Origin of the sequence: Micromonospora sp. NPDC048999, from assembly GCF_040649295.1 — a bacterium.
Taxonomy (GTDB): domain Bacteria; phylum Actinomycetota; class Actinomycetes; order Mycobacteriales; family Micromonosporaceae; genus Micromonospora.
Map to the genome: position 1 here is coordinate 64,643 of NZ_JBEZFI010000017.1, position 21,783 is coordinate 86,425.

The 21,783-nt window shown below is 73.1% G+C and carries 19 protein-coding genes; 1 reads left to right on the forward strand and 18 read right to left on the reverse strand.

The annotated features are described in order from the left end of the window. Positions 1 to 94 precede the first annotated feature (94 nt). The 18 genes from AB0C02_RS19205 to pyrR all read right to left on the reverse strand — a co-directional run bounded on the left by AB0C02_RS19205 (position 95) and on the right by pyrR (position 20,986). A complete protein-coding gene (locus AB0C02_RS19205; RefSeq protein WP_357549701.1) occupies positions 95 to 1,606 on the reverse strand; it encodes a transcription antitermination factor NusB in 1,512 nt (503 codons plus the stop codon). Beyond that, complete coding sequence (fmt, locus tag AB0C02_RS19210; RefSeq protein WP_357549702.1) at positions 1,603 to 2,529, reverse strand: methionyl-tRNA formyltransferase; 927 nt, start codon at positions 2,527 to 2,529, stop codon at positions 1,603 to 1,605. The genes AB0C02_RS19205 and fmt overlap by 4 nt, the downstream gene beginning before the upstream one ends. Positions 2,530 to 2,533: 4 nt before the next feature. Continuing rightward, complete coding sequence (gene def, locus AB0C02_RS19215) at positions 2,534 to 3,094, reverse strand: peptide deformylase (RefSeq protein ID WP_357549703.1); 561 nt, start codon at positions 3,092 to 3,094, stop codon at positions 2,534 to 2,536. Positions 3,095 to 3,216: 122 nt separating this feature from the next. Beyond that, positions 3,217 to 4,200, reverse strand: a complete 984-nt coding sequence (locus AB0C02_RS19220) for an AAA family ATPase (RefSeq protein ID WP_357549704.1) — start codon at positions 4,198 to 4,200, stop codon at positions 3,217 to 3,219. A gap of 193 nt (positions 4,201 to 4,393) precedes the next feature. Next, entirely contained in the window at positions 4,394 to 6,310 is a 1,917-nt protein-coding gene (locus tag AB0C02_RS19225) for a primosomal protein N' (protein WP_357549705.1), read from the reverse strand. A 59-nt stretch (positions 6,311 to 6,369) separates the two neighbouring features. After that, positions 6,370 to 7,560 carry a methionine adenosyltransferase gene (gene metK / locus AB0C02_RS19230; RefSeq protein ID WP_357549706.1) on the reverse strand — a complete coding sequence of 397 codons (1,191 nt, stop codon included), beginning with the start codon at positions 7,558 to 7,560 and terminating at the stop codon, positions 6,370 to 6,372. Between the two features lie 98 nt (positions 7,561 to 7,658). Next, positions 7,659 to 8,867 (reverse strand): bifunctional phosphopantothenoylcysteine decarboxylase/phosphopantothenate--cysteine ligase CoaBC, encoded by a 1,209-nt coding sequence (gene coaBC, locus AB0C02_RS19235; protein ID WP_357549707.1) that lies wholly within the window; start codon positions 8,865 to 8,867, stop codon positions 7,659 to 7,661. 14 nt (positions 8,868 to 8,881) lie between these two features. Continuing rightward, positions 8,882 to 9,148, reverse strand: a complete 267-nt coding sequence (gene rpoZ / locus AB0C02_RS19240) for a DNA-directed RNA polymerase subunit omega (protein WP_013285517.1) — start codon at positions 9,146 to 9,148, stop codon at positions 8,882 to 8,884. Between the two features lie 45 nt (positions 9,149 to 9,193). Next, positions 9,194 to 9,727: a guanylate kinase gene (locus tag AB0C02_RS19245; RefSeq protein WP_357549708.1), complete on the reverse strand. Its 534-nt coding sequence runs from the start codon at positions 9,725 to 9,727 to the stop codon at positions 9,194 to 9,196. 25 nt (positions 9,728 to 9,752) lie between these two features. Further along, entirely contained in the window at positions 9,753 to 10,070 is a 318-nt protein-coding gene (gene mihF, locus AB0C02_RS19250; RefSeq protein ID WP_357549709.1) for an integration host factor, actinobacterial type, read from the reverse strand. A 172-nt stretch (positions 10,071 to 10,242) separates the two neighbouring features. Next, on the reverse strand, positions 10,243 to 11,085 hold the full coding sequence (gene pyrF, locus AB0C02_RS19255; protein ID WP_357549710.1) for an orotidine-5'-phosphate decarboxylase: 843 nt from the start codon (positions 11,083 to 11,085) through the stop codon (positions 10,243 to 10,245). A gap of 137 nt (positions 11,086 to 11,222) precedes the next feature. After that, positions 11,223 to 12,497, reverse strand: coding sequence for an adenosylmethionine--8-amino-7-oxononanoate transaminase (locus tag AB0C02_RS19260; protein ID WP_357549711.1), 1,275 nt, complete (start codon positions 12,495 to 12,497; stop codon positions 11,223 to 11,225). 61 nt (positions 12,498 to 12,558) lie between these two features. Next, positions 12,559 to 13,578 carry a quinone-dependent dihydroorotate dehydrogenase gene (locus AB0C02_RS19265; RefSeq protein ID WP_357549712.1) on the reverse strand — a complete coding sequence of 340 codons (1,020 nt, stop codon included), beginning with the start codon at positions 13,576 to 13,578 and terminating at the stop codon, positions 12,559 to 12,561. 102 nt (positions 13,579 to 13,680) lie between these two features. Then, on the reverse strand, positions 13,681 to 17,028 hold the full coding sequence (gene carB, locus AB0C02_RS19270; RefSeq protein WP_357549713.1) for a carbamoyl-phosphate synthase large subunit: 3,348 nt from the start codon (positions 17,026 to 17,028) through the stop codon (positions 13,681 to 13,683). Next, complete coding sequence (gene carA, locus AB0C02_RS19275; protein ID WP_357549758.1) at positions 17,021 to 18,163, reverse strand: glutamine-hydrolyzing carbamoyl-phosphate synthase small subunit; 1,143 nt, start codon at positions 18,161 to 18,163, stop codon at positions 17,021 to 17,023. Before carA ends, carB begins: the two co-directional genes overlap by 8 nt. A 2-nt stretch (positions 18,164 to 18,165) precedes the next feature. After that, positions 18,166 to 19,482 (reverse strand): dihydroorotase, encoded by a 1,317-nt coding sequence (locus tag AB0C02_RS19280; RefSeq protein ID WP_357549714.1) that lies wholly within the window; start codon positions 19,480 to 19,482, stop codon positions 18,166 to 18,168. After that, positions 19,479 to 20,405 carry an aspartate carbamoyltransferase catalytic subunit gene (locus AB0C02_RS19285; protein ID WP_357549715.1) on the reverse strand — a complete coding sequence of 309 codons (927 nt, stop codon included), beginning with the start codon at positions 20,403 to 20,405 and terminating at the stop codon, positions 19,479 to 19,481. The genes AB0C02_RS19280 and AB0C02_RS19285 overlap by 4 nt, the downstream gene beginning before the upstream one ends. After that, complete coding sequence (pyrR, locus tag AB0C02_RS19290) at positions 20,402 to 20,986, reverse strand: bifunctional pyr operon transcriptional regulator/uracil phosphoribosyltransferase PyrR (RefSeq protein WP_357549716.1); 585 nt, start codon at positions 20,984 to 20,986, stop codon at positions 20,402 to 20,404. Before pyrR ends, AB0C02_RS19285 begins: the two co-directional genes overlap by 4 nt. Positions 20,987 to 21,270: 284 nt before the next feature. Here pyrR and AB0C02_RS19295 point away from each other — a divergent pair, with 284 nt between their 5' ends. Next, positions 21,271 to 21,759 carry a transcriptional regulator gene (locus tag AB0C02_RS19295; RefSeq protein ID WP_357549717.1) on the forward strand — a complete coding sequence of 163 codons (489 nt, stop codon included), beginning with the start codon at positions 21,271 to 21,273 and terminating at the stop codon, positions 21,757 to 21,759. Positions 21,760 to 21,783: the final 24 nt, after the last annotated feature.

Here is a 21,783-nt window from a genome sequence, read left to right on the forward strand (position 1 = left end):
CCTGCCGGCGGAACGGTCGTACCGGCCGCGGACCAACGACGCGACCCGGGGCAGATCTCCTGCCCCGGGTCGCGGGTGTGGGATGCGTTCGGGCTCAGCCCCTGCGCAGCAGCGCCAGGAACATCGCGTCGGTGCCGTGCCGCTGCGGCCACAACTGCACCGTCGGCCCGTCCCCCAGCCCCGGCATGCCGGCGGGCAGCACCGGCCGGGCGTCGACGAAGTCCACGGCGAAACCGCACCGGCGGGCCGCCTCGGTCACCGTCACGTGCGTCTCCACCGTGTGCGGCGAGCAGGTGACATAGGCGACCAGCCCGCCCGGCCGGACCGCGCGAAGCGCCGCGGTGAGCAGTTCCCGCTGCAGGCGGGTCAGCGGCGGCAGATCGGACGGCTGGCGACGCCAGCGGGACTCCGGCCGACGTCGCAGCGAGCCGAGCCCGGTGCACGGGGCGTCGACCAGCACCCGGTCGAAGTGATCCTCCGGCAGCTTCGGGTCGGCGCCGACCGTCCGCCCGTCGGTGTTGAGCACGGTCACCGGCAGGCCCCGGGTGGCGTTGGCGACCAGCCGGGCCCGATGCTCGGCGACCTCGACCGCGGTGAGCCGGGCGCCGCGCTGCGCGGCGAGCGCGCCGAGCAGGCCGGCCTTGCCGCCCGGGCCGGCGCACAGGTCAAGCCAGCGGCCGTCCGGGCCGTCCAGCGGCGCGGTCGCCAGCACGTTCGCCACCAACTGGGAGCCCTCGTCCTGGACGTGGGCGCGCCCCTGCGCCACCGCGGACAGCTCCCCCGGCGCCCCGCCGGACAGGTAGACCGCGTACGGCGAGAAAGCGCCGGGCGCCCCGCCGACCTCGTCGGCCAACTCCACCGGATCGGCCAGGCCCGGGCGGGCGCACAGGTGCACCGGCGGGCGCTCATTGTCCTCGATGAGCAGCCGTGCCGTCTCGCCCAGATCGCCACCGAGCGCCTCGGCGAACGCCCGGACGATCCACTGCGGATGGCTGTACGCCAGGGCCAGGTGGCCGACCGGGTCGGTCTCGGCCGACGGGGCGAGCTTCGCCACCCAGCCGTCGATGTCGCGGGTGGCCACCTCGCGCAGCACCGCGTTGGCGAAGCCGGTGGCCCCGGGGCCGACGGCCCGGACCAGGTCCACGGTGGACGAGACCGCAGCGTGCGCCGGCACCCGGGTGTGCAGCAGCTGGTACGCCCCGAGCCGCAGCGCGTCCCGCACCGGCGGGTCGATCCGTTGCACGTCCCGGCCGGCCGCATCGGTGATGATCGCGTCGAGGGTGCCGGTGTGACGCAGCGTGCCGTAGGTCAGCTCGGTGGCGAACGCGGCGTCCCGCCCGGTCAGCCCCTCGTCGCGCAGCATCGCCGGCAGCACCAGGTTGGCGTACGCGTCGTCCCGGTGCACCGCCGCGATCGCCTGGTACGCGACGTGTCGGGGCAGGTCGAGGGTGGGCCGAGCGGGGCCACGGCCGCGCCGGTCGGCGCCGAACCGGTCGCCCCGCGCGGGCCGTTCCCCTCGCTGGCCGGGGCGATCGCCCCGGCCGTACCGCGGGCCTCTCGGGTCGTCGGAGGACGACTCGGCCCTGGGTGTCGACGGCCCGGTCACGCGAACTCCTCCCCGGCGGCGACCCGGACGCCGCGCGCCCAGTCGCTCGCCGACATGGCCTTCTTGCCGGCCGCCCGCACCTCGCCGAGGCGCACCGGGACGGTGGCGGTGCCCGCGAGCACCCGAGACTTCTCGACCAGCAGCTCGCCGGGCTTCACCTCGGGGCCGTCGGGCACCGGGATGACCGGACCGAGCTTCACCCGATCGCCACGGAACGTGGTCCACGGGCCGGGGGCCGGGGTGCAGGCACGGATCCGGCGGTCGACCGCGAACGCCGGGTCGCCCCAGCGCACCCGGGCGTCCTCGACGGTCAGTTTGGGCGCGAGGGACACCCCGTCGGCGGGTTGCGGCTCGGCCCGAACGGTGCCGGCCTCCAGCGCGTCGAGAACGGCCACCAGCAGCCCCGAGCCCGACCGGGCGAGCCGCTCCAACAGGTCGCCGGAGGTGTCGGTGGCGTGAATCTCGTCGGTGACCGTGCCGTACACCGGGCCGGTGTCCAGCCCCTCCTCCAACTGGAAGACGCTGGCACCGGTCAGCTCGTCGCCGTGCAGCACGGCCTGCTGCACGGGAGCGGCGCCGCGCCAGGCGGGCAGCAGCGAGAAGTGCAGGTTGATCCAGCCGTGTCGGGGGATCTCCAGCGCCACCGGCGGCACCAGCGCGCCGTAGGCGACCACCGGCACGCAGTCCGGGGCCAACTCGCGGAGCCGGTCCAGGAACTCGGGCTCGCGGGGCCGCGCCGGGGTGAGCACCTCGACGCCGTGCGCGTCGGCCCACGCGCCGACCGCCGAACGGACCAGGCCCCGCCCCCGGCCGGCCGGTGCGTCGGGACGGGTCACCACGGCCAGCAACTCGTGACCGGACGCGGCGATGGCGTCCAGGGCGGGAACGGCGACGGCCGGCGTGCCGGCGAAGATCAGACGCACCCGGTCACCGCCCCAGGCCGAACGGGTTACCGGCGGCGTGCGGGTTGAGCTTGACCGTCGGCGGGGTGGCCGGGTCGTACCACTCGGCCTGGCGGATCGCCTTCATGGCCGCCTTCCGGCCGGCCAAATCCAGCCGATCGACGAAGAGCACCCCGTCGAGGTGGTCGGTCTCGTGCTGCACGCACCGGGCCATCAAGCCGGTGCCGACGATCTGCATCGGGTCGCCGTAGCCGTTGAAGCCCTTGGCGATGACGTTCTGCCGGCGCTTAGTGTCGAAGTAGAGCCCGGGGATGGAGAGGCACCCCTCGGGGCCGTCCTGCTCCTCCTCGTCGGGGAACTCCAGCACCGGGTTGACCAAGTGCCCGACGACGTCGTCCACGTCGAAGGTGAACACCCGCAGGCCCACTCCGAGCTGCGGCGCGGCCAGGCCGGCTCCGCCCTGCTCCCGCATGGTGTCGGTCAGGTCGGTGATCAGCCTGCGCAGCTCGGTGTCGAAGTCGACCACCGGGTCGGCCGGCGTACGCAGCACCGGGTCCCCGAACAGACGGATGGGCTGAACGGTCACGCGGGGTGGCTCCTTGTCTGGAACGAGCGGTGTCGCACCAGTCTACGGAGTCACCCCGGCCGCCCCGGCCGGCGTACCGCTATCGGTGCCCGGCGACACGTCACCCGGCCAGGGCGCTCGGCTCAAGCGCCGGCACCCGGGTCACCCGCGAGCACCGCGTCGCCGCCGAACAGGGCGTGCTCGGGCAGCGGGAGCTCGATGCCGTGCGCGACCGCCCAGTCGTGGATCACGCTGGGGCGGGCCTGGGCGGCGAAGTAGTCGACGGCGCTCATCCCGCCGACCACCGGCTCGTCCACCTCGCCGACGAGCCGGGCGGGGACCAGCGGAAAACCGCTCTGCAGGGCGGCGCTGAGCCGCCGGTGCCCGTCGACCACGAAGAAATATTCACCGGTGTAGCCGATGGTCAGTGGGGTCAGACCCTCGTCGCCGGCCTCGGCCACGTCGCCCACGAACTCGGAGTTCCAGAGGCCGCGGAGGGTGGTGACGTCCTCGGTCGGGTAGACCCGGGCCGGGTCGAGCAGCAGCAGCGGCGGGGCCTCGCCCAGCACGTCCGCGCCGAGGCTCCCCTCGTAGACGTCGACGATGTGCTGGATCACCTGCTCCGGGGTGGCCCGGGTGGTGTCGCAGATCAGGTCGTAGTTGCGCAGCAGGGCTTTGTCCACGCCGTACCGGACGATGAACCGGCCACGCTCGCTCTCGCTGCGCTCCTTGAGCTTGATCTTCGCCTCCTCGAGGGAGGTGTAGCTCTCGGCCGGGCCGGACGGGCGGGCCAGCACCCGCCGGGCCGCCTCGGCCGGCTCGGTGATCATGTGCACCTTGAGCGCGTGGGTGAAGAAGTGCCAGGCCAGCCGGGAGTCCATGACCAGCCGCTCGCCGGAGGCCGCGATGTCCCGCTGGAGCTGGTCGACGTACCCGTCGACGGCCTGGTCCAGCTCGGCGTGCAGGTTGAGCTGGAGGGCGGTCATCTGCCGCTCCTGAGCCATCTGCCGGTAGAGGTCGCCGACGCTGACCCGGCGCAGGCCCAGTCGCTTGGCGATCTCGACGGAAACGGTGCTCTTGCCGCTGCCGAGGTCACCGTTGAAGACGATCGATTCACGAACGGTCACGAGTGATCCATCCCTGCTCACCGGCTGGTTGACATCAGCGATTCGGTGCACCGGCCGGCGAGAAATCCGGCCGTCGTGCGCCCCGACATGACGGGCGATGCTATCACGCGGCTTCCACCCATTTGCCGGACGAGGTGTGCGACAACACGCTGCTCAGCCCGGCCGGCAACCGTTCGGGCGGGGCGCGGGCCGGTCAGAAGAGGCTGAGGGGGTCGACCTGGAGGCGTACCGGCTCGGCGGCCTTGCGGGCGCTGCGCCGCCCGGCGGCGGTGTGCAGCGCCTCGGCGAGGGCGGCGGCCCGGGCCCGGGGGACCCGGACCAGCATCCGCTCCCGCCCCTCGTCGGCGGGGACCGGACCGAGCACCTCGGCGTCGTCGGGCAGCCGGGCCCCGGCGAGCAGGTCGGCCACCGCGTCCGGCAGGCCGGTCACGCTGGCCATCCGGACCGCCGGCGGGAAGCCCAGCTCGCGCCGTTCGCCCAGTTCCCGGGCGGCGAACCAGGGGGCGTCCCAGCGCAGCAGCGCCTGCACCGGCGCGAGGCCGCCGTCGGCGACCACCACCACCCGGCCGCCCGCCGCGCCGGGCCGGGCCAGCGCGGCGGCGGCCAGCCAGCGGCGCAGCGCCTCCTCCCCGGCCCGCAGGTCGGCCCGGGTGAGCAGGGCCCACGAGTCGAGCAGCAGCACCGCCCCGTAGCCGCCGTCGGCGACCGGCTCGGCGCCCGGGGTGGCGACCACCAGCCCGGCGCCGGCCGGCACCGCGCTCAGCATCTCCTCGCGGCCGGAGGTGCGGACCGGCACGCCGGGAAAGGCCCGGCCCAACTCCTCGGCGGTCCGCCGGGCACCGGTCACCGCGGCGCGCAGCCGCCGCCCGCCGCACTCCGGACAGGCGTACGCGGCGGCGATCCGACCGCACCAGCGACAGGTCGGCGCCCCGTCGACGGCGGGCACGGCGAGGGGCCCGGCGCAGTGCGGGCAGCGGGCCGGCGCCCGGCAGTCGGCGCAGGCGGTCGAGGGCAGGTAGCCGCGCCGGGGCACCTGCACCAGCACCGGCAGGTCGGCGCGGAGCGCGTCCCGGGCGGTGGTCCAGGCCAGGCTGGGCAGCCGGGCCGAGGCGGCACCGGGGTCGCGGGCCAGCTGTGGGTCGTCCCCGGTCGGCGCGATCGCCGGCACCCGGGCCCGTACGGTCGCCCGGTCGGCGATCACCTCCTGGGCCCAACGGGTCTCCACCAGCAGCTGCGCCTCGGCAGTGCGGGCGTACCCACCGACCAGGGCCGCCGCCTCGTCGAGCTGGGCCCGGGTGAGCAGCACCTCCCGGGCGTGCGGGTAGGGCGCCCGGGGTTCGGCGTGCAGGTCGTCGCCATCGTCCCAGATCGCCACGAGGCCGAGCCGGTCGACCGGGGCGAACATCGCGGCCCGGGTGCCGATCACCACGGGCACCTCCCCACGCCGGGCGGCGAGGAAGGCCCGGTAGCGCCGGGCGGGGCCGAGCGCGGCGGAGAGGCAGACGTGCCGGCCCGGCCCGAGGACGTGGGTCAGGGCGGCGTCGAGGCGGTCCAGGTCGCGAGCGTCGGCCACCACGACCAGTGCGCCTCGGCCGCCGGCCACGGTGGCGGCCACCGCGTCGGCGTACCGGGCGGCCCAGTCCTCACCGGGCAGGGCCGACCAGACCGCGCGGGCGGCCCGCCCGTCGGTGAGCGCGCGCAGCAAGGCCGGCCCGAACGGGTAGTCCCGCCACCCGCGCGGGTCGACGGCGGCGGCCGGGTCAGCGGCGGCCGTCGGGTCGGCGGCGACTGTCGGCTCCTTCTCCACCCGGGCGTGCCGGGGCGGGACGGCCAGCCGGAGCACGTCGGCGAGGCTGCCGGCGTACCGGTCGGCGACCGCCCGGGCCAACCGGGCCACCTCGGGCGCCAGCGCCGGCACCGACGAGACGACCTTCTCCAGGTACGCCAGCCGGGGGTGGCCGGACTCTTCGACGCGCTCCAGCAACCAGCCGTCGACGAGCTGGCCGGCGAAGCGGACCTTCACCCGCACCCCGGGCAACGCCTGGGCGTCCAACTCGGCGGGAACCAGGTAGTCGAACGGGCGGTCGAGGTGGGCCAGGGGCAGATCCACGCAGACGCGAGCGACCGGCGACCCGTCGGCGGGACGCCGGTCGCTGCGCCTGGTGCCGGTCAGGCTCCCGCGGCCGACTTGAGGTCGGCGGCCCGGTCGGTGCTCTCCCAGGTCAGGTCCGGCAGCTCACGGCCGAAGTGGCCGTACGCGGCGGTCTGCTGGTAGATCGGACGGAGCAGGTTGAGGTCCCGGATGATCGCGGCCGGGCGCAGGTCGAACACCTCGGCGACGGCCTTCTCGATCGAGGCGACCGACACGGTCTCGGTGCCGAAGGTCTCGATGAAGAGGCTGACCGGGTGCGCCTTGCCGATCGCGTACGCGACCTGCGCCTCGCACCGCTCGGCCAGGCCGGCGGCGACCACGTTCTTGGCCACCCAGCGCATCGCGTACGCGGCGGAACGGTCCACCTTCGACGGGTCCTTGCCGGAGAACGCGCCGCCGCCGTGCCGGGCGTACCCACCGTAGGTGTCGACGATGATCTTCCGGCCGGTGAGGCCGGCGTCGCCCATCGGACCGCCGATCTCGAACCGCCCGGTCGGGTTGACCAGCAGCCGATAGCCGTCGACGGCCAGGCCGAGGCCCTCCAGCTCCGGGGCGATCACGTGGTCGCGGATGTCCGGAGTGAGCAGCGAGTCGAGCGAGATGTCCGCGGCGTGCTGGCTGGAGACCACGACGGTGTCGAGCCGGACCGGGCGCAGCCCGTCGTACTCGATGGTCACCTGGGTCTTGCCGTCCGGCCGCAGGTAGGGGACGCTGCCGTCCTTGCGCACCGCGGCGAGGCGACGGGCCAGCCGGTGGGCGAGCGCGATCGGCAGCGGCATCAGCTCGGGCGTCTCGGAGCAGGCGAAGCCGAACATCATGCCCTGGTCGCCGGCGCCCTGGGCGTCCAGCGCGCTCTCCGACGAGCCGGTACGCAGCTCGAAGGCGTTGTCCACGCCTTGGGCGATGTCGGGCGACTGGGAGCCGATGGAGACGCTGACGCCGCAGGACGCGCCGTCGAAGCCCTTCTTCGACGAGTCGTATCCGATGCCCAGGATCGTGTCCCGGACGATGGTCGGGATGTCGGCGTACGCCTTGGTGGTGACCTCACCGGCGACGTGCACCTGGCCGGTGGTGATCAGGGTCTCGACCGCGACGCGGCTGTGCGGGTCCTGGGCGAGCAGCGCGTCGAGGATGCCGTCACTGATCTGGTCGGCGATCTTGTCCGGGTGGCCTTCCGTGACCGATTCGGACGTGAAGAGACGTGTCACGGCACTCCTAAGCATGTGAAAACTTTTGGGAAGGTCGCTCGGCGGCAGTTTAGTCACCGTGCTCCCAGCGTGACCCCGGGAACGGAAGGTGCCAACCGTCAGGTTTGCTCATTCAGTCGAGCGACCACGAGGTCCCAGACGGCGTCGGCCAGGTCCTCCTTGGGCTGCTCGGGCAGCCGGTGCACCGAACCGTCCGCCCCGAGCACGGTGGCGGCGTTGGTCTCGGCGCCGAAAACCTTGTCCACGCCCACCTCGTTGATCACGATGAGGTCGGCCCGCTTTCGGGCGAGCTTGGCCCGACCGTTGGCCTCGGCGTCTCCGGTCTCGGCGGCGAAGACCACCAGCACCTGCCCGGGCCGGCGACGCTGCCCCAGCTCGGCGGCGATGTCCGGGTTGGTGACCAGCTCGATGGTGGGCGCGCTGCCGTCCTCCGCCTTCTTGATCTTACCTGACGCGTACGTGGCCGGGCGGAAATCGGCGGGGGCGGCGGCCATCACCACGGCGTCCGCCGCCGCGGCCGCCGCCAGGGTCGCCGTGCGCAGTTCCTCGGTGGTGCCCACCCGTACCAGGTCGACGCCGGCCGGGTCGGCGAGCGCGACGTTGGCCGAGACCAGGGTGACCCGGGCACCCCGGGCGACGGCGGCGCGGGCGAACGCGTACCCCTGCTTGCCCGACGAACGGTTGCCCAGGAAGCGCACCGGGTCGAGCGGCTCACGGGTGCCGCCGGCGGTGACCACCACGTGGCGGCCGGCCAGGTCGGCCGGGGCGGCAGCGCCCCGGGACAGGGCCCGGCGGGCGACCGCGAAGATCTCCGCCGGGTCGGGCAGCCGCCCCTTGCCGGTGTCCTTGCCGGTGAGCCGCCCGACGGCCGGCTCGATCACCAGGGCGCCCCGGGACCGCAGGGTCGCCACGTTGGCGACGGTGGCGGGGTGCTCCCACATCTCGGTGTGCATGGCCGGGGCGAGCACGACCGGGCAGCGGGCGGTCAGCAGGGTGTTGGTGAGCAGGTCGTCGGCGAGGCCGTGGGCGGCCTTGGCGAGCAGGTCGGCGGTCGTGGGGGCCACGACGACCAGGTCGGCATGCTGGCCGAGCCGAACGTGCGGCACCTCGTGCACGTCCGACCACACGTCGTCGGCGACCGGCTGGCCGGAGAGCGCGGCCCAGGTCGGCGCCCCGACGAAGCGGAGCGCCGACGCGGTCGGCACGACCCGCACCCGGTGGCCCGACTCGGTGAAGAGCCGGAGCAGCTCACACGCCTTGTAGGCGGCGATGCCACCGCCGACCCCGAGGACGATCTCGGCGGACATCGACGGGGACGGAGCTACGGCTGGTCGGTCGGCTCGGCGGTGAGCAGACCCGCGTTGATCTCGCGCATGGCGATGGAGAGCGGCTTCTCCTGCGGAGTGGTCTCCACGAGCGGGCCGACGTACTCCAGCAGACCCTCACCGAGCTGGCTGTAGTAGGCGTTGACCTGGCGTGCGCGCTTGGCGGCGAAGATCACCAGAGCGTACTTCGAGGTCGTCTTCTCGAGGAGCTCGTCGATCGGCGGATTGGTGATGCCCTCGGGGTTGGTGGCGATGGATCCCACGAAATAACCTCTGCGTCTCGTGCACCGCCGCGAGGCGGTGCTCTCTCAACCGTTCAAACCCGGTTGGGCCGGAGCCAGGAAGCAAGAACCGAGCAAGCCTACCAGTTGCTCCACCGCGCGCTCGGTGCGGTCGTGCACCACGGTGTGTGCGACGGCGGCCGCGACGGCCGGATCCGGCCGATACGACGGCGGGGCGAGCAGCACCAGCTCCGCGTCCGGCACCGCGGACCGGACGGCGAGCGCGCCGGGCAGGTCCAGCGGGAGCAGCACCGGCCGGCTCTCGGCGAGCCGGGCCCGGACGCCCGCCCGCGGCACACCACGCCGATACGGGCCGATCCGGCACCACTCCAGCAGTTCGTCCGCGCCGACCATCCGGTCGAACTCGGCCGCCTCGAGGAAGAGCCGGTCGACGCCGTCGACCTCGCCGGGGCGGGGTGCTCGGGTGGTGGCTGCCACGGGCACCCACACCGACGGAGAACGCGCCCGGACCTGCTCGACGACACTGCGCCGGCCGGCACCCGAAGGTCCGGTCAGGACAGTGAGCCGAGCCGCCGGGCGCGCCTCGTCATCCGTGCTCACCGCTTGTTTCTACACGGTGCGGCGTTCAGTTGGCGGCGAACTCTCCAAGCAGAGCCTTGCGCTGCTGCTCGCCCAGGCCACGCAGGCGACGGCTGTCGGCGATCTTGAGCTTCTCCATGATCTGGGTGGCCCGGATCTTGCCGATGCCCGGCATCGCCTGCAGAACGGCCGACACCTTCAGCTTGCCGACGACGTCGTTGGCCTCGGCCTGCTCAAGGACGGTGGCGAGGCTGGTCTTGCCCTGCTTGAGGTCCTCCTTCAGCTTGGCACGGGCCTTGCGGATCTCCGCGGCCTTCTCCAGCGCGGCAGCGCGCTGCTCGGGGGTCAATGACGGGAGCGGCACCAGTTCTCCTCAGGTCCCTAAACGCGGCGGACGGTAGGCACCGCCGCTTCTGTGAAACGTGGTGTCGCTGGCAACCAAAGGGGTCCGTGGTTCCCAGCGCGGGGAAAACTAGCGTTCAACGGAGTTTTCGGCAACGTGGGCGCGCGAAGATCATCGGAAAGTGACCGAGCCGTCAGTCAGTCACCACGGTCAGGGCGGTCCGGCAGTCGGCCAGCGCCCGCTCGGCGGCGGCCCGCAGTGCGGCCGGGTCGGGCCCGGCCAGCAGCACCTCCCGGGAGTACGACGGCAGCACCGCGGGCAGGCTGGAGCCGAACACGGTACGCAGGTCCGCGGCCGTGGCGCCCTGCGCGCCCAGCCCCGGGGCGAGGAGCGGACCGTTCACCGCGGACAGGTCGTGGCCGGTGTCGCCGATCGTCGCGCCGACCACCAGCCCGAAGCTGCCCAGCGGCTCGGCACCCCGATTGAGCTGGGAAATCTCGTCGATGACGGTCTGCGCCACGGTCCGCCCGTCGACCCCTACGGCGCGCTGCACGGCGGGGCCCTCCGGGTTGGAGGTGAGCGCCAGGACGAAGACCCCGCCACCGTGCGCGGCGGCCAGATCGAACATCGGCGCCAGCGAGCCGACCCCGAGGTACGGGCTCGCCGTCACCGCGTCGACATAGAGCGGACTGGATGGGTCGAGATACGCCGAAGCGTACGCGGCGACCGTCGACCCGATATCTCCGCGCTTGACGTCGAGCAGGACGAGTGTGCCGGCATTTCGCAACTGTCGGATAGTTGACTCAAGGACCGCGATGCCCCGCGATCCAAAACGCTCGAAAAAGGCCGACTGGGGCTTGACAACCGCGACCCGGTCACCGAGCGCCTCCACCACCGCCCGGCTGAACCGGTCGAGGCCGTCGACGTCGTCCGTGAGCCCCCAACGGGCCAGCAGCCCGGGATGCGGATCGATGCCCACGCAGAGCGGTCCCCGCTCGGCCACGGCACGGTGCAGGCGGACGCCGAAACTCTCCATCGCAACTTTCTCCCTCTTTTCGCGCGGCGTCGCGCCGCGCTGCCGCGTCGACGGGTACGTCGTCGGCCCTGCCGCCGTCGGAGACCGACGGTCGTTCCGTCACCGGCCCCCGGGGACGGGACGGTTGCTGCGCCGGCTCAGCCGGCCTTGACCGCCGCCTCGACCCCGGCCACGATCCGCGCCACGTCGGCCGGATCGGTGACGTACGGCGGCATGGTGTAGACGAGGTCGCGGAACGGGCGCAGCCACACGCCCTGTGCGACGGCGGCGGCGGTCGCCCGCGGGAGGTCCACCTCGTGGTCGAGCTGGACCACGCCGATCGCACCGAGTACGCGGACGTCGGCCACCCCGGGGGCGTCGCGCAGCGGCTCCAGGCCGGCCCGCAGCCCGTCGGAGATCCTCGCCACCTGCCCGGCCCACTCTCCGGCCGCCAGCAGGCCCAGCGAGGCGTTGGCGACCGCGCAGGCGAGCGGGTTGCCCATGAAGGTGGGGCCGTGCGCGAGCACCCCGTCGACGGAGATGCCGCGGGCCACCTCGGGCGTGCAGAGCGCGGCGGCCATGGTGAGGTAGCCGCCGGTGAGCGCCTTGCCGACGCAGAGCACGTCCGGGGCCACCCCGGCGTGCTCGGCGGCGAACATGGTCCCGGTTCGGCCGAAGCCGGTGGCGATCTCGTCGAAGATCAGCAGGACGCCGTGCGCCCGGGTCACCTCGCGCAGCACGCGCAGGTAGTGCGGGTGGTGGAAGCGCATCCCGCCGGCGCCCTGGACCACCGGCTCCACGATCACCGCGGCCAGCTCGTCGGCGTGCCGCTCCACCGCGTCCACCAGGGCCGCCTCGTACGCCGGGTCGGGCGGGGTGTCGAAGCCGCCCGGCGGCACCGGCGCGAAGACCTGCCGGGGCAGCAGGTCCCCCCAGAGGTGGTGCATGCCACCCTCCGGGTCGCAGACGCTCATCGGGTGGAAGGTGTCACCGTGGTAGCCGCCCCGCCAGGTGCCCAACCGGCGCCGCTCCGGCCGCCCGATGGCCCGCTGGTACTGCAGGCACATCTTCACCGCGACCTCCACGCTGACCGAGCCGGAGTCGGCCAGGAAGACGTGCTCCAGTCCGTCCGGGGCCAGCTCGACGAGGGTCCGGGCCAGGCGTACCGCGGGCTCGTGGGTGAGGCCGCCGAACATCACGTGGCTCATCCGGCCGAGCTGGTCGGTGACGGCGGCGTCCAGCACCGGGTGCCGGTAGCCGTGGATCGCCGCCCACCAGGACGACATCCCGTCGACCAGTTCCCGGCCGTCGGCCAGCCGCAGCCGTACGCCCTCGGCGCTCTCCACCGGATAGGGCGGGCTGGCCGGCGGCAACGCCGCGTACGGGTGCCAGACGTGCCGACGATCGGCGGCGAGGATCTCCTCGGGTGTCACGCGTGCTGCTCCTTCGTGTCCTCGCGGTGGCGCGGCCCGGTCGGGGGCGGCCCGCCGCCGCTCAACGCTTCCCGGCGGCTGCCCTGGCGACCGACCGGACCAGGGCCGGTCCCCGGTAGATGAAGCCGGTGTAGAGCTGGACCAGGCTTGCGCCGGCGTCGAACATCCGGGCCGCGTCGTCCGGGTCGATGATGCCGCCGACCCCGACCACCGGCAGCCGGCCGCCGGTCTCCCGGTGCACGAAGGCGACGACCTCCCGGGCGCGGCCGGCCAGCGGGCGGCCGGACAGGCCACCGCTCTCCGCGCCCCGCGCCCGGTCGGCCGGGGCGAGCCCGTCCCGGGCCAGGGTGGTGTTGGTGGCGATCACCCCGGCCGCGCCGCGGTCGAGGCAGACCTCCAGCAGCTCGGCGATGGCCGGTTCGGTGAGGTCAGGGGCGATCTTCACCAGCACCGGCTTCTCCCCCACCAGCGCGGCGAGCAGCGCGTCCAGATGCGACCGGTCCTGTAGGGACCGCAGGCCCGGGGTGTTCGGCGAGGAGACGTTGACCGCGAAGTAGTCGCCGTGTTCCTTCAGCGCCCGATAGGAGGCCAGATAGTCCTCGACCGCCTCGTCCAGCGGGGTCACTTTGGACTTGCCGAGCGAGATGCCCAGCGGTACGCCAATCGGGCGCGGCAGTGCCGCCAGCCGGGCCGCGAGGGCCTCGGCGCCGGCGTTGTTGAAGCCCATCCGGTTGACCACGGCCTCGCTGTCGCGCAGCCGGAACAGCCGGGGCCGTGGGTTGCCCGGCTGGGCGTACGCGGTGACGGTGCCCACCTCGACGAAGCCGAAGCCGAGCGCCGGCCAGGCCGGCAGTGCGACGCCGTTCTTGTCCATCCCGGCCGCCAGCCCGACCGGGTTCGGAAAGTCCACCCCGAACACCGTGCGCGGCGCCCGCCGGAAGTACCGCGCCCGCAGCCCCGCGAGCACGGCCGGCCGCCGGGACACCCCGGCGAGCCGTTCGAGGGTCCACTCATGCGCCCCCTCCGCGTCCCCACCCCGGATGCGGAAGAGCCAAGGCCGCACCACCCGCTCAAAGATCACGCTCGCCCTCCCCGACCCCGACCCGGGGGTTGATCATGAAGTTGTTGTCACGACACGCCGAGGCAGCCGGCAACAACTTCATGATCGACGAGAGCCCGGGGGTCACTGGGCGGCCCGGAGGGCGGCGTGGAGGGCTTGGAGGGGGCGGACGTGGAGGTCGCCGCGGATCCTCGCCTCGATGCCCATGACGGCGGCGGCGGCACCGGGGACCGTGGTGATGCAGGGGATGTCCGCCGTGACGGCGGCGCTGCGGATCTCGTAGCCGTCGGAGCGGGCGCTCGCCCCGGAGCCCTGCGGGGTGTTCAACACCAGTGCCACGTCGCCGCCGAGGATCAGCGACACGGCGTCCGCGCCGGCGCCCGACTCGTAGTGCTTGCGGATCTGCTCGCAGGCGATGCCGTGCCGGCGCAGCACCTCGGCGGTGCCGCTGGTGGCCACGATCTCGAAGCCGAGGTCCGCCAGTCGCTTGATCGGGAAGATCATGGCCCGCTTGTCCCGGTTGGCCACCGAGACGAAGATCTTCCCGGCGGTCGGCAGCGACCCGTACGCCGCCGCCTGCGACTTGGCGAAGGCCTGGCCGAAGCCGATGTCGATGCCCATCACCTCGCCGGTGGACTTCATCTCCGGGCCGAGCAGCACGTCGATGCCCTTGCCGGCCGGGGTGCGGAAGCGCTTGAACGGCAGCACCGCCTCCTTGACCGCGATCGGGGCGTCGGCCGGCATGGTGCCGCCGTCCCCGTCGGCCGGCAACATCCCCTCGGCCCGCAGCTCGGCGATGGTGGCGCCGAGCGCGATCCGGGCCGCCGCCTTGGCCAGCGGCACCGCGGTGGCCTTGGAGACGAACGGGACCGTCCGGGACGCCCGCGGGTTCGCCTCCAGCACGTACAGCACGTCGTCCTTGAGGGCGTACTGGACGTTGAGCAGGCCGCGCACGCCGACACCGTGGGCGATCTCCTCGGTGTAGCGGCGCACCTGGGCCAGGTGGGAGCCGGCCAGGGTGATCGGCGGCAGCGCGCAGGACGAGTCGCCGGAGTGGATGCCGGCCTCCTCGATGTGCTCCATCACGCCGCCGAGGTAGACCTCGCCGTCGGCGTCGCAGAGCGCGTCCACGTCGATCTCGATGGCGTCGTCGAGGAAGTGGTCGACCAGTACCGGGCGGTCGGGCGAGATGTCGGTGGCCCGAGCGATGTACTCGCGCAGGGTCGCGTCGTCGTAGACGATCTCCATGCCCCGGCCGCCGAGCACGTACGACGGGCGGACCAGCACCGGGTAGCCGATCTCGTCGGCGATCGCCTTCGCCTCGTCGAACGAGGTGGCCATGCCGTGCGCCGGGGCACGCAGCCCGGCCCGGGCCAGCACCGCGCCGAACGCGCCACGCTCCTCGGCCAGGTGGATCGACTCCGGCGAGGTGCCGACCACCGGCACGCCCGCGTCCTTGAGCCGCTGGGCCAGGCCGAGCGGGGTCTGCCCGCCGAGCTGCACGATGACCCCGACCACGCCCGGCCCGCCGGCCGCCCGGCCGGACGAGTCCTCGGCGTGCCAGACCTCCAGCACGTCCTCGAAGGTCAGCGGCTCGAAGTAGAGCCGGTCGGCGGTGTCGTAGTCGGTGGAGACGGTCTCCGGGTTGCAGTTGACCATCACCGTCTCGTAGCCCACCTCCCGGAGCGCCATGACGGCGTGCACGCAGGAGTAGTCGAACTCGATGCCCTGCCCGATCCGGTTCGGCCCGGAGCCCAGGATGAGGACCTTGGGCCGCGCCGAGGGCGCCACCTCGGTCTCCTGGTCGTACGTCGAGTAGTGGTAGGGAGTCGTCGCCTCGAACTCGGCGGCGCAGGTGTCCACCGTCTTGTAGACCGGGCGTACGCCCAACCGGTGGCGCAGCGTGCGGACGCCGTCCTCGGCGGCCAATTCGGGGCGGAGCGCGGCGAGCTGCCGGTCGGAGAGGCCGGCCCGCTTGGCCCGGCGCAGCAGGTCGGCGTCGAGCACCGGGGCGTCGACGATCTCGGCACGCAGCTCGACCAACGCGGCGATCTGGTCCACGAACCACGGGTCCATTCCGCCGGACGCCGCGACGACCTCGGCGATCGAGGCGCCGAGCCGCAGCGCCCGCTCGACGGTGTAGAGCCGACCGTCGTGCGGCATGCGTAGCGCGGCGAGGGTGTTCTCCTTCGTCGCGCCGCGCGGATCCGGCGCACTCCAGAACCCGCCGGCCTTCGTCTCCATCGAGCGCATCGCCTTGTTCAACGCCTCGGTGAAGTTACGGCCGAGGCTCATCGCCTCGCCGACCGACTTCATCGTGGTGGTCAGCTCCGGGTCGGCGCCGGGGAACTTCTCGAACGCGAACCGGGGGATCTTCACCACCACGTAGTCCAGGGTCGGCTCGAACGCGGCCGGGGTCTTGCGGGTGATGTCGTTGGGGATCTCGTCCAGGGTGTAGCCGATGGCCAGCTTCGCGGCGATCTTGGCGATCGGGAAGCCGGTGGCCTTCGACGCCAGCGCCGAGGAGCGGGACACCCGCGGGTTCATCTCGATCACGACGATCCGGCCGTCGGCCGGGTTCACCGCGAACTGGATGTTGCAGCCCCCGGTGTCCACCCCGACCTCCCGCAGCACCGCGATGCCGAGGTCACGCAGCCGCTGGTACTCCCGGTCGGTCAGGGTCATCGCCGGGGCGACGGTGACGCTGTCGCCGGTGTGTACGCCCATCGGGTCGACGTTCTCGATCGAGCAGACCACCACCACGTTGTCGTGGCGGTCGCGCATGAGTTCGAGCTCGTACTCCTTCCAGCCGAGCACGCTCTCCTCGATGAGCACCTCGTGCACGGGGCTGGCGGCCAGGCCGGCGCCGGCGATCCGCTCCAGGTCCGCCTCGGTGTGCGCCATGCCGGAGCCGAGGCCACCCATGGTGTACGACGGGCGGATCACCACCGGCAGGCCCAGCTCGCCGGCGGTGGCCCGGACCTCGTCCATCGAGTGGCAGACCCGCGAGCGCGGCACCAGCGCGGACGGGTCCTCGAGGCCGATCCGAGCGCCGGCCTGGGCCACGATGTCCTTGAACAGCTGCCGGTCCTCGCCGCGCCGGATCGCGTCGATGTTGGCGCCGATCAGCTCGACGCCGTACTTCTCCAGCACGCCGGCCTCGTGCAGGGCGACCGCGGTGTTCAGCGCGGTCTGCCCGCCCAGGGTCGGCAGCAGCGCGTCGGGGCGCTCCTTGGCGATGACCAGCTCGACGAACTCCGGGGTGATCGGCTCGACGTACGTGGCGTCGGCGAACTCGGGGTCCGTCATGATCGTCGCCGGGTTGGAGTTGACCAGGCTGACCCGGATCCCCTCGCTGCGTAGCACCCGGCAGGCCTGGGTGCCGGAGTAGTCGAACTCGCAGGCCTGCCCGATCACGATCGGCCCGGAGCCGATCACCAGGACGTGCTTGAGGTCGGTGCGCTTAGGCATTCTTGCCGCCTTCGATGAGTTCGGCGAATCGGTCGAAGAGGTAGTCCGCGTCGTGCGGGCCGGCCGCCGCCTCCGGGTGGTACTGAACGGCGAGGGCGGGCACGTCCTTGGCCCGCAGCCCCTCGACCACGTTGTCGTTGAGGCAGACGTGCGACACCTGGACGCCGCCGAACTCGGTGTCGACCACCTGGTTCGGGACCACCGCGCCCGCCGCCACTCCCGGCACCTGCACCGCGAAGCCGTGGTTGTGGCTGGTCACCTCGACCCTGCCGGTGGCCCGGTCGAGCACCGGCTGGTTGATGCCGCGGTGGCCGTAGTCGAGCTTGTAGGTGCCGAAGCCGAGCGCCCGGCCGAGGATCTGACTGCCGAAGCAGATACCGAAGAGCGGGATCCGCCGGGTGAGCACCTCCCGGGCCAGCGCGACCGGACCGTCGGCGGTGGCCGGGTCGCCCGGGCCGGGCGAGAAGAAGACCGCGTCGGCGCCGGTGGCCAGCACGTCCTCGATGGTGGCGGTGACGGGCAGCACGTGGGTGGTCACCCCACGCGCGGCCAGCCGACGGGCCACGCTGCGCTTGATGCCCAGGTCGAGCGCGGCCACGGTGAACCGGTGCTCGCCCTGCGCCGGCACCACGTACGGCTCGGCGGTGGTCACCTCGGTGGAGAGGTCCGCGCCGACCATCTGCGGCGACCGGCGTACCCGGTCGAGCAGGGCGCGCGGGTCGTCCTCGACGCTGGAGATGCCGACCCGCATCGCGCCCCGGTCGCGCAGGTGGCGGGTGAGCGCCCGGGTGTCCACCCCGCTGATGCCGACCACGCCCTCCGCGGCGAGCCGGTCCTCCAGGCCGCCGGTGGCCCGCCAGTTGGAGCTGATCCGGGCCGGATCGCGGACCACGTACCCGGCGACCCAGATCCGGGACGACTCGTCGTCCTCGCCGTTGACGCCGGTGTTGCCGATGTGCGGCGCGGTCTGCACCACCACCTGCCGGTGGTACGACGGGTCGGTGAGGGTCTCCTGGTAGCCGGTCATGCCGGTGTTGAAGACCGCCTCGCCGAAGGTCTCCCCGACGCTGCCGTACGCCTCGCCGTGGAACGTGCGCCCGTCCTCGAGGACGAGGATCGCGGGCCTGCGCTTCACCATTACTTGACAGCCTTTCCGTCGAGGACCGTCGGCTCGCCGCGCAGGAAGGTCGCCACGATGCGACCCGGCAGCGTCATGCGGGCGTACGGGGTGTTGCGACTACGACTGGCCAGTTCCGCCGGCTCGATGACGCGGCGGGCGGCCGGGTCGACCAGGGTCAGGTTGGCCGGCACGCCGGGGGCGGGGTCGACACCGTGCCCGTCCAGCCCGGCGATCCGGGCCGGGGTGCGGGACATCCGCTCGGCGATCAGATCCCACTGCGGGCCGAGCACGTCCAGCGCGATGGAGAGTGCCGTCTCCAGGCCGAGCATGCCCGGCCGGGCGTACGCCCACTCGCACTCCTTGTCCTCCACGGCGTGCGGGGCGTGGTCGGTGGCGATGATGTCGATCACGCCCTCCGCGAGGGCGGTGCGCAGCGCGGCGACGTCACCGGCGGTGCGCAGCGGCGGGTTGACCTTGAAGACCGGGTCGTAGGGAGCCGTCGGGCTCCAGTTGTCCGCAAGCTCACTGCTCCCGCTCACGACCTCGTCGGTGAGCAGGAGGTGGTGCGGGGTCACCTCGGCGGTCACCCGCACCCCGCGCGCCTTGGCGTGCCGCAGCACCTCCACGCTGCCGGCGGTGGAGACGTGGCAGATGTGCAGCCGGCTGCCGACGTGCTCGGCCAGCAGCACGTCGCGGGCGATGATCGCCTCCTCGGCGACCGCCGGCCAGCCGGTCAGCCCGAGCCGGGTGGAGACCTCGCCCTCGTGCATCTGGGCGCCCTCGGTCAGCCGGGGCTCCTCGGCGTGCTGGGCGATGACGCCGTCGAACGCCTTCACGTACTCCAGGGCCCGGCGCATCAGCTTCGGATCGGCGACGCAGTGCCCGTCGTCGGAGAAGATCCGTACGTGGGCCGCCGAGTCGGCCATCGCGCCCAGCTCGGCCAGGCGCTCGCCGGCCAGGCCGACGGTGACCGCGCCGATCGGCTGCACGTCGACCAGCCCGGCCTCCCGGCCGAGCCGCCAGACCTGCTCCACCACGCCGGCGGTGTCGGCGACCGGGGAGGTGTTGGCCATCGCGCAGACGGCGGTGTAGCCGCCGAGCGCCGCCGCCCGGGAGCCGGACTCGACGGTCTCGGCGTCCTCCCGGCCGGGCTCGCGCAGGTGGGTGTGCAGGTCAACCAGGCCGGGCAGGGCGACCAGGCCGGTGGCGTCGAGCACCGTGGCGTCCGGCGCGGTCAGCCCCACGCCGGCCTCGGCCACGACGCCGTCGCGGATCAGCAGGTCGGTCGGCGCGGCGCCGACGACGCTCACGTTTTTGATCAGGTACGCGGTCACCGGTTGTTCCCTCCGAGCAGCAGATAGAGCACGGCCATCCGCACGGAGACTCCGTTGGCGACCTGTTCGACGATGGTGGAGCGGGGCGAGTCGGCGACCTCGGGCGCGATCTCCATGCCCCGGTTCATCGGGCCGGGGTGCATGACGATCGCGTGCTCGGGCAGCCGGCGCAGGCGCGGCCCGTCCAGCCCGTAGCGGCGGGCGTACTCGCGGGCCGACGGGAAGTAGGAGTCGCCCATCCGCTCCCGCTGCACCCGCAGCATCATCACCACGTCCACACCGGGTAGAACGGCGTCGAGGTCGTACGAGACGTCGGTGCCGGGCGCGAGCGCCTGCGAAATGTCGACCGGGATGAGGGTGGGTGGGCCGACCAGGGTGACCTTGGCGCCGAGGGTGGACAGCAGCAGCACGTTGGAGCGGGCCACCCGGGAGTGCAGTACGTCGCCGACGATCGCCACGTGCAGGCCGGCGAGGCGGCCCAGCCGGGAGCGCATCGTGTACGCGTCGAGCAACGCCTGGGTGGGGTGCTCGTGGGTGCCGTCGCCGGCGTTGACCACCGACCCGTCCACCCAGTTGGCCAGCCGGTGCGGGGCCCCGGAGGCGGGGTGCCGGACGACCACCGCGTCGGCCCCCATGGCCTGGAGGGTGAGGGCGGTGTCCTTCAGGCTCTCGCCCTTGGCGACGCTGGAGCCCTTGGCCGAAAAGTTGATCACGTCGGCGCTGAGCCGCTTGGCGGCCGCCTCGAACGAGATCCGGGTCCGGGTGGAATCCTCGTAGAAGAGGTTCACCACGGTCCGACCGCGCAGCGCGGGCAGCTTCTTGACCTCGCGGCCGGCGACGGTGGCCATCTCGGCCGCGGTGTCCAGGATCTGGGTGGCGGTGGCGGCGTCCAGGTCGGCCCCGGAGAGCAGGTGGCGGATCATGCGGCAACTCCCGGGTACAGCCGGACCTCGTCGGCGCCGTCGGTCTCGGCGAGGGTGACCTTCACGTTCTCGGCCAGCGCGGTCGGAATGTTCTTGCCGACGTAGTCGGCCCGGATCGGCAACTGGCGGTGGCCTCGGTCGACCAGGACGGCGAGCTGCACGGAGGCCGGGCGCCCGACGTCGCCGAGCGCGTCGAGGGCGGCCCGCACGGTACGGCCGGAGAAGAGCACGTCGTCGACCAGGATCACCCGCCGGCCGTCGATCCCGCCGCTGGGCAGCTCGGTGGGGCCGACCGCGCGGGTGGCCTGCCGGCGCAGGTCGTCACGGTAGAGAGTGATGTCGAGCACACCGACCGGGACGGTCACGTCCTCGAAGGTGCTGATCCGGGCGGCGAGGCGCCTCGCGAGCGGGACCCCCCGGGTGGGGATGCCGAGCAAAACGGTGTCGGCGGCGCCCTGGGTCTTCTCCAGGATCTGGTGGGCGATGCGGTCGACCACCCGCGACACGTCCGGTGCGGCGAGGATCACCTTCACCGAGGGTTGTCGCGGCGGCGACGACTGGGCAGCCGGTGGGCAGGCCACGGCGGACCTCCTTCCCCGCCTCACGGGACGGGTCGTTAAAGGACGTCTGGTCTTCCGGGCGGGCCACGCGGGCCCGGACCGGGCTTCACGCCACGTTACCAGCGGTCACCGGGCCGGCCGTCGCCGGTACTGATCCCCAGGTCAGGGCGGCAGAAATGCGGATAACCCCGCCCACGCTCCCCGACGGGAAGGTCACGAGCACTTGACCAGGTGTCGCAATCCCCGTACCGTCACGCTCCGTAGCGATAGCTGGGTGAACCCCGAGCAGCACTGGGAGTGTCCGAATGCCCTCTGAATACGCCAAGTCGCTGGGCGCCCGCCTGCGCTCCATCCGCCAGCAGCAGGGTCTGTCCCTGCAGGGTGTGGAGGAGAAGTCGAACGGGCGGTGGAAGGCCGTGGTGGTCGGCTCGTACGAGCGTGGCGACCGCGCCGTCACCGTGTCCCGCCTGGCGGAACTGGCCGAGTTCTACCGTGTTCCCGTCTCGGAGCTGCTGCCCGACGGCAGCGGGGTGCGCCACGAGCCCACCAGCAAGATCGTCCTGGACCTGGAGCGGCTCTACGACGAGGCCTCCGAGGACCTCGCCTACGTCGCCCGGTACGCCCGCGCCATCCAGCAGCAGCGCGGCGACTACAACGGCCGGGTGCTCTCCATCCGCGCCGACGACCTGCGCGCCCTCGCGATCGTCTACGACGCCTCGCCGTCGGGTCTGATCGAGCGGCTCACCGAGCACGGTGTGCTGGTCGCCGACCCGCGCGCGTTCTTCGCGAACTGACCGCTGTCATACCGGAAGGGCCCG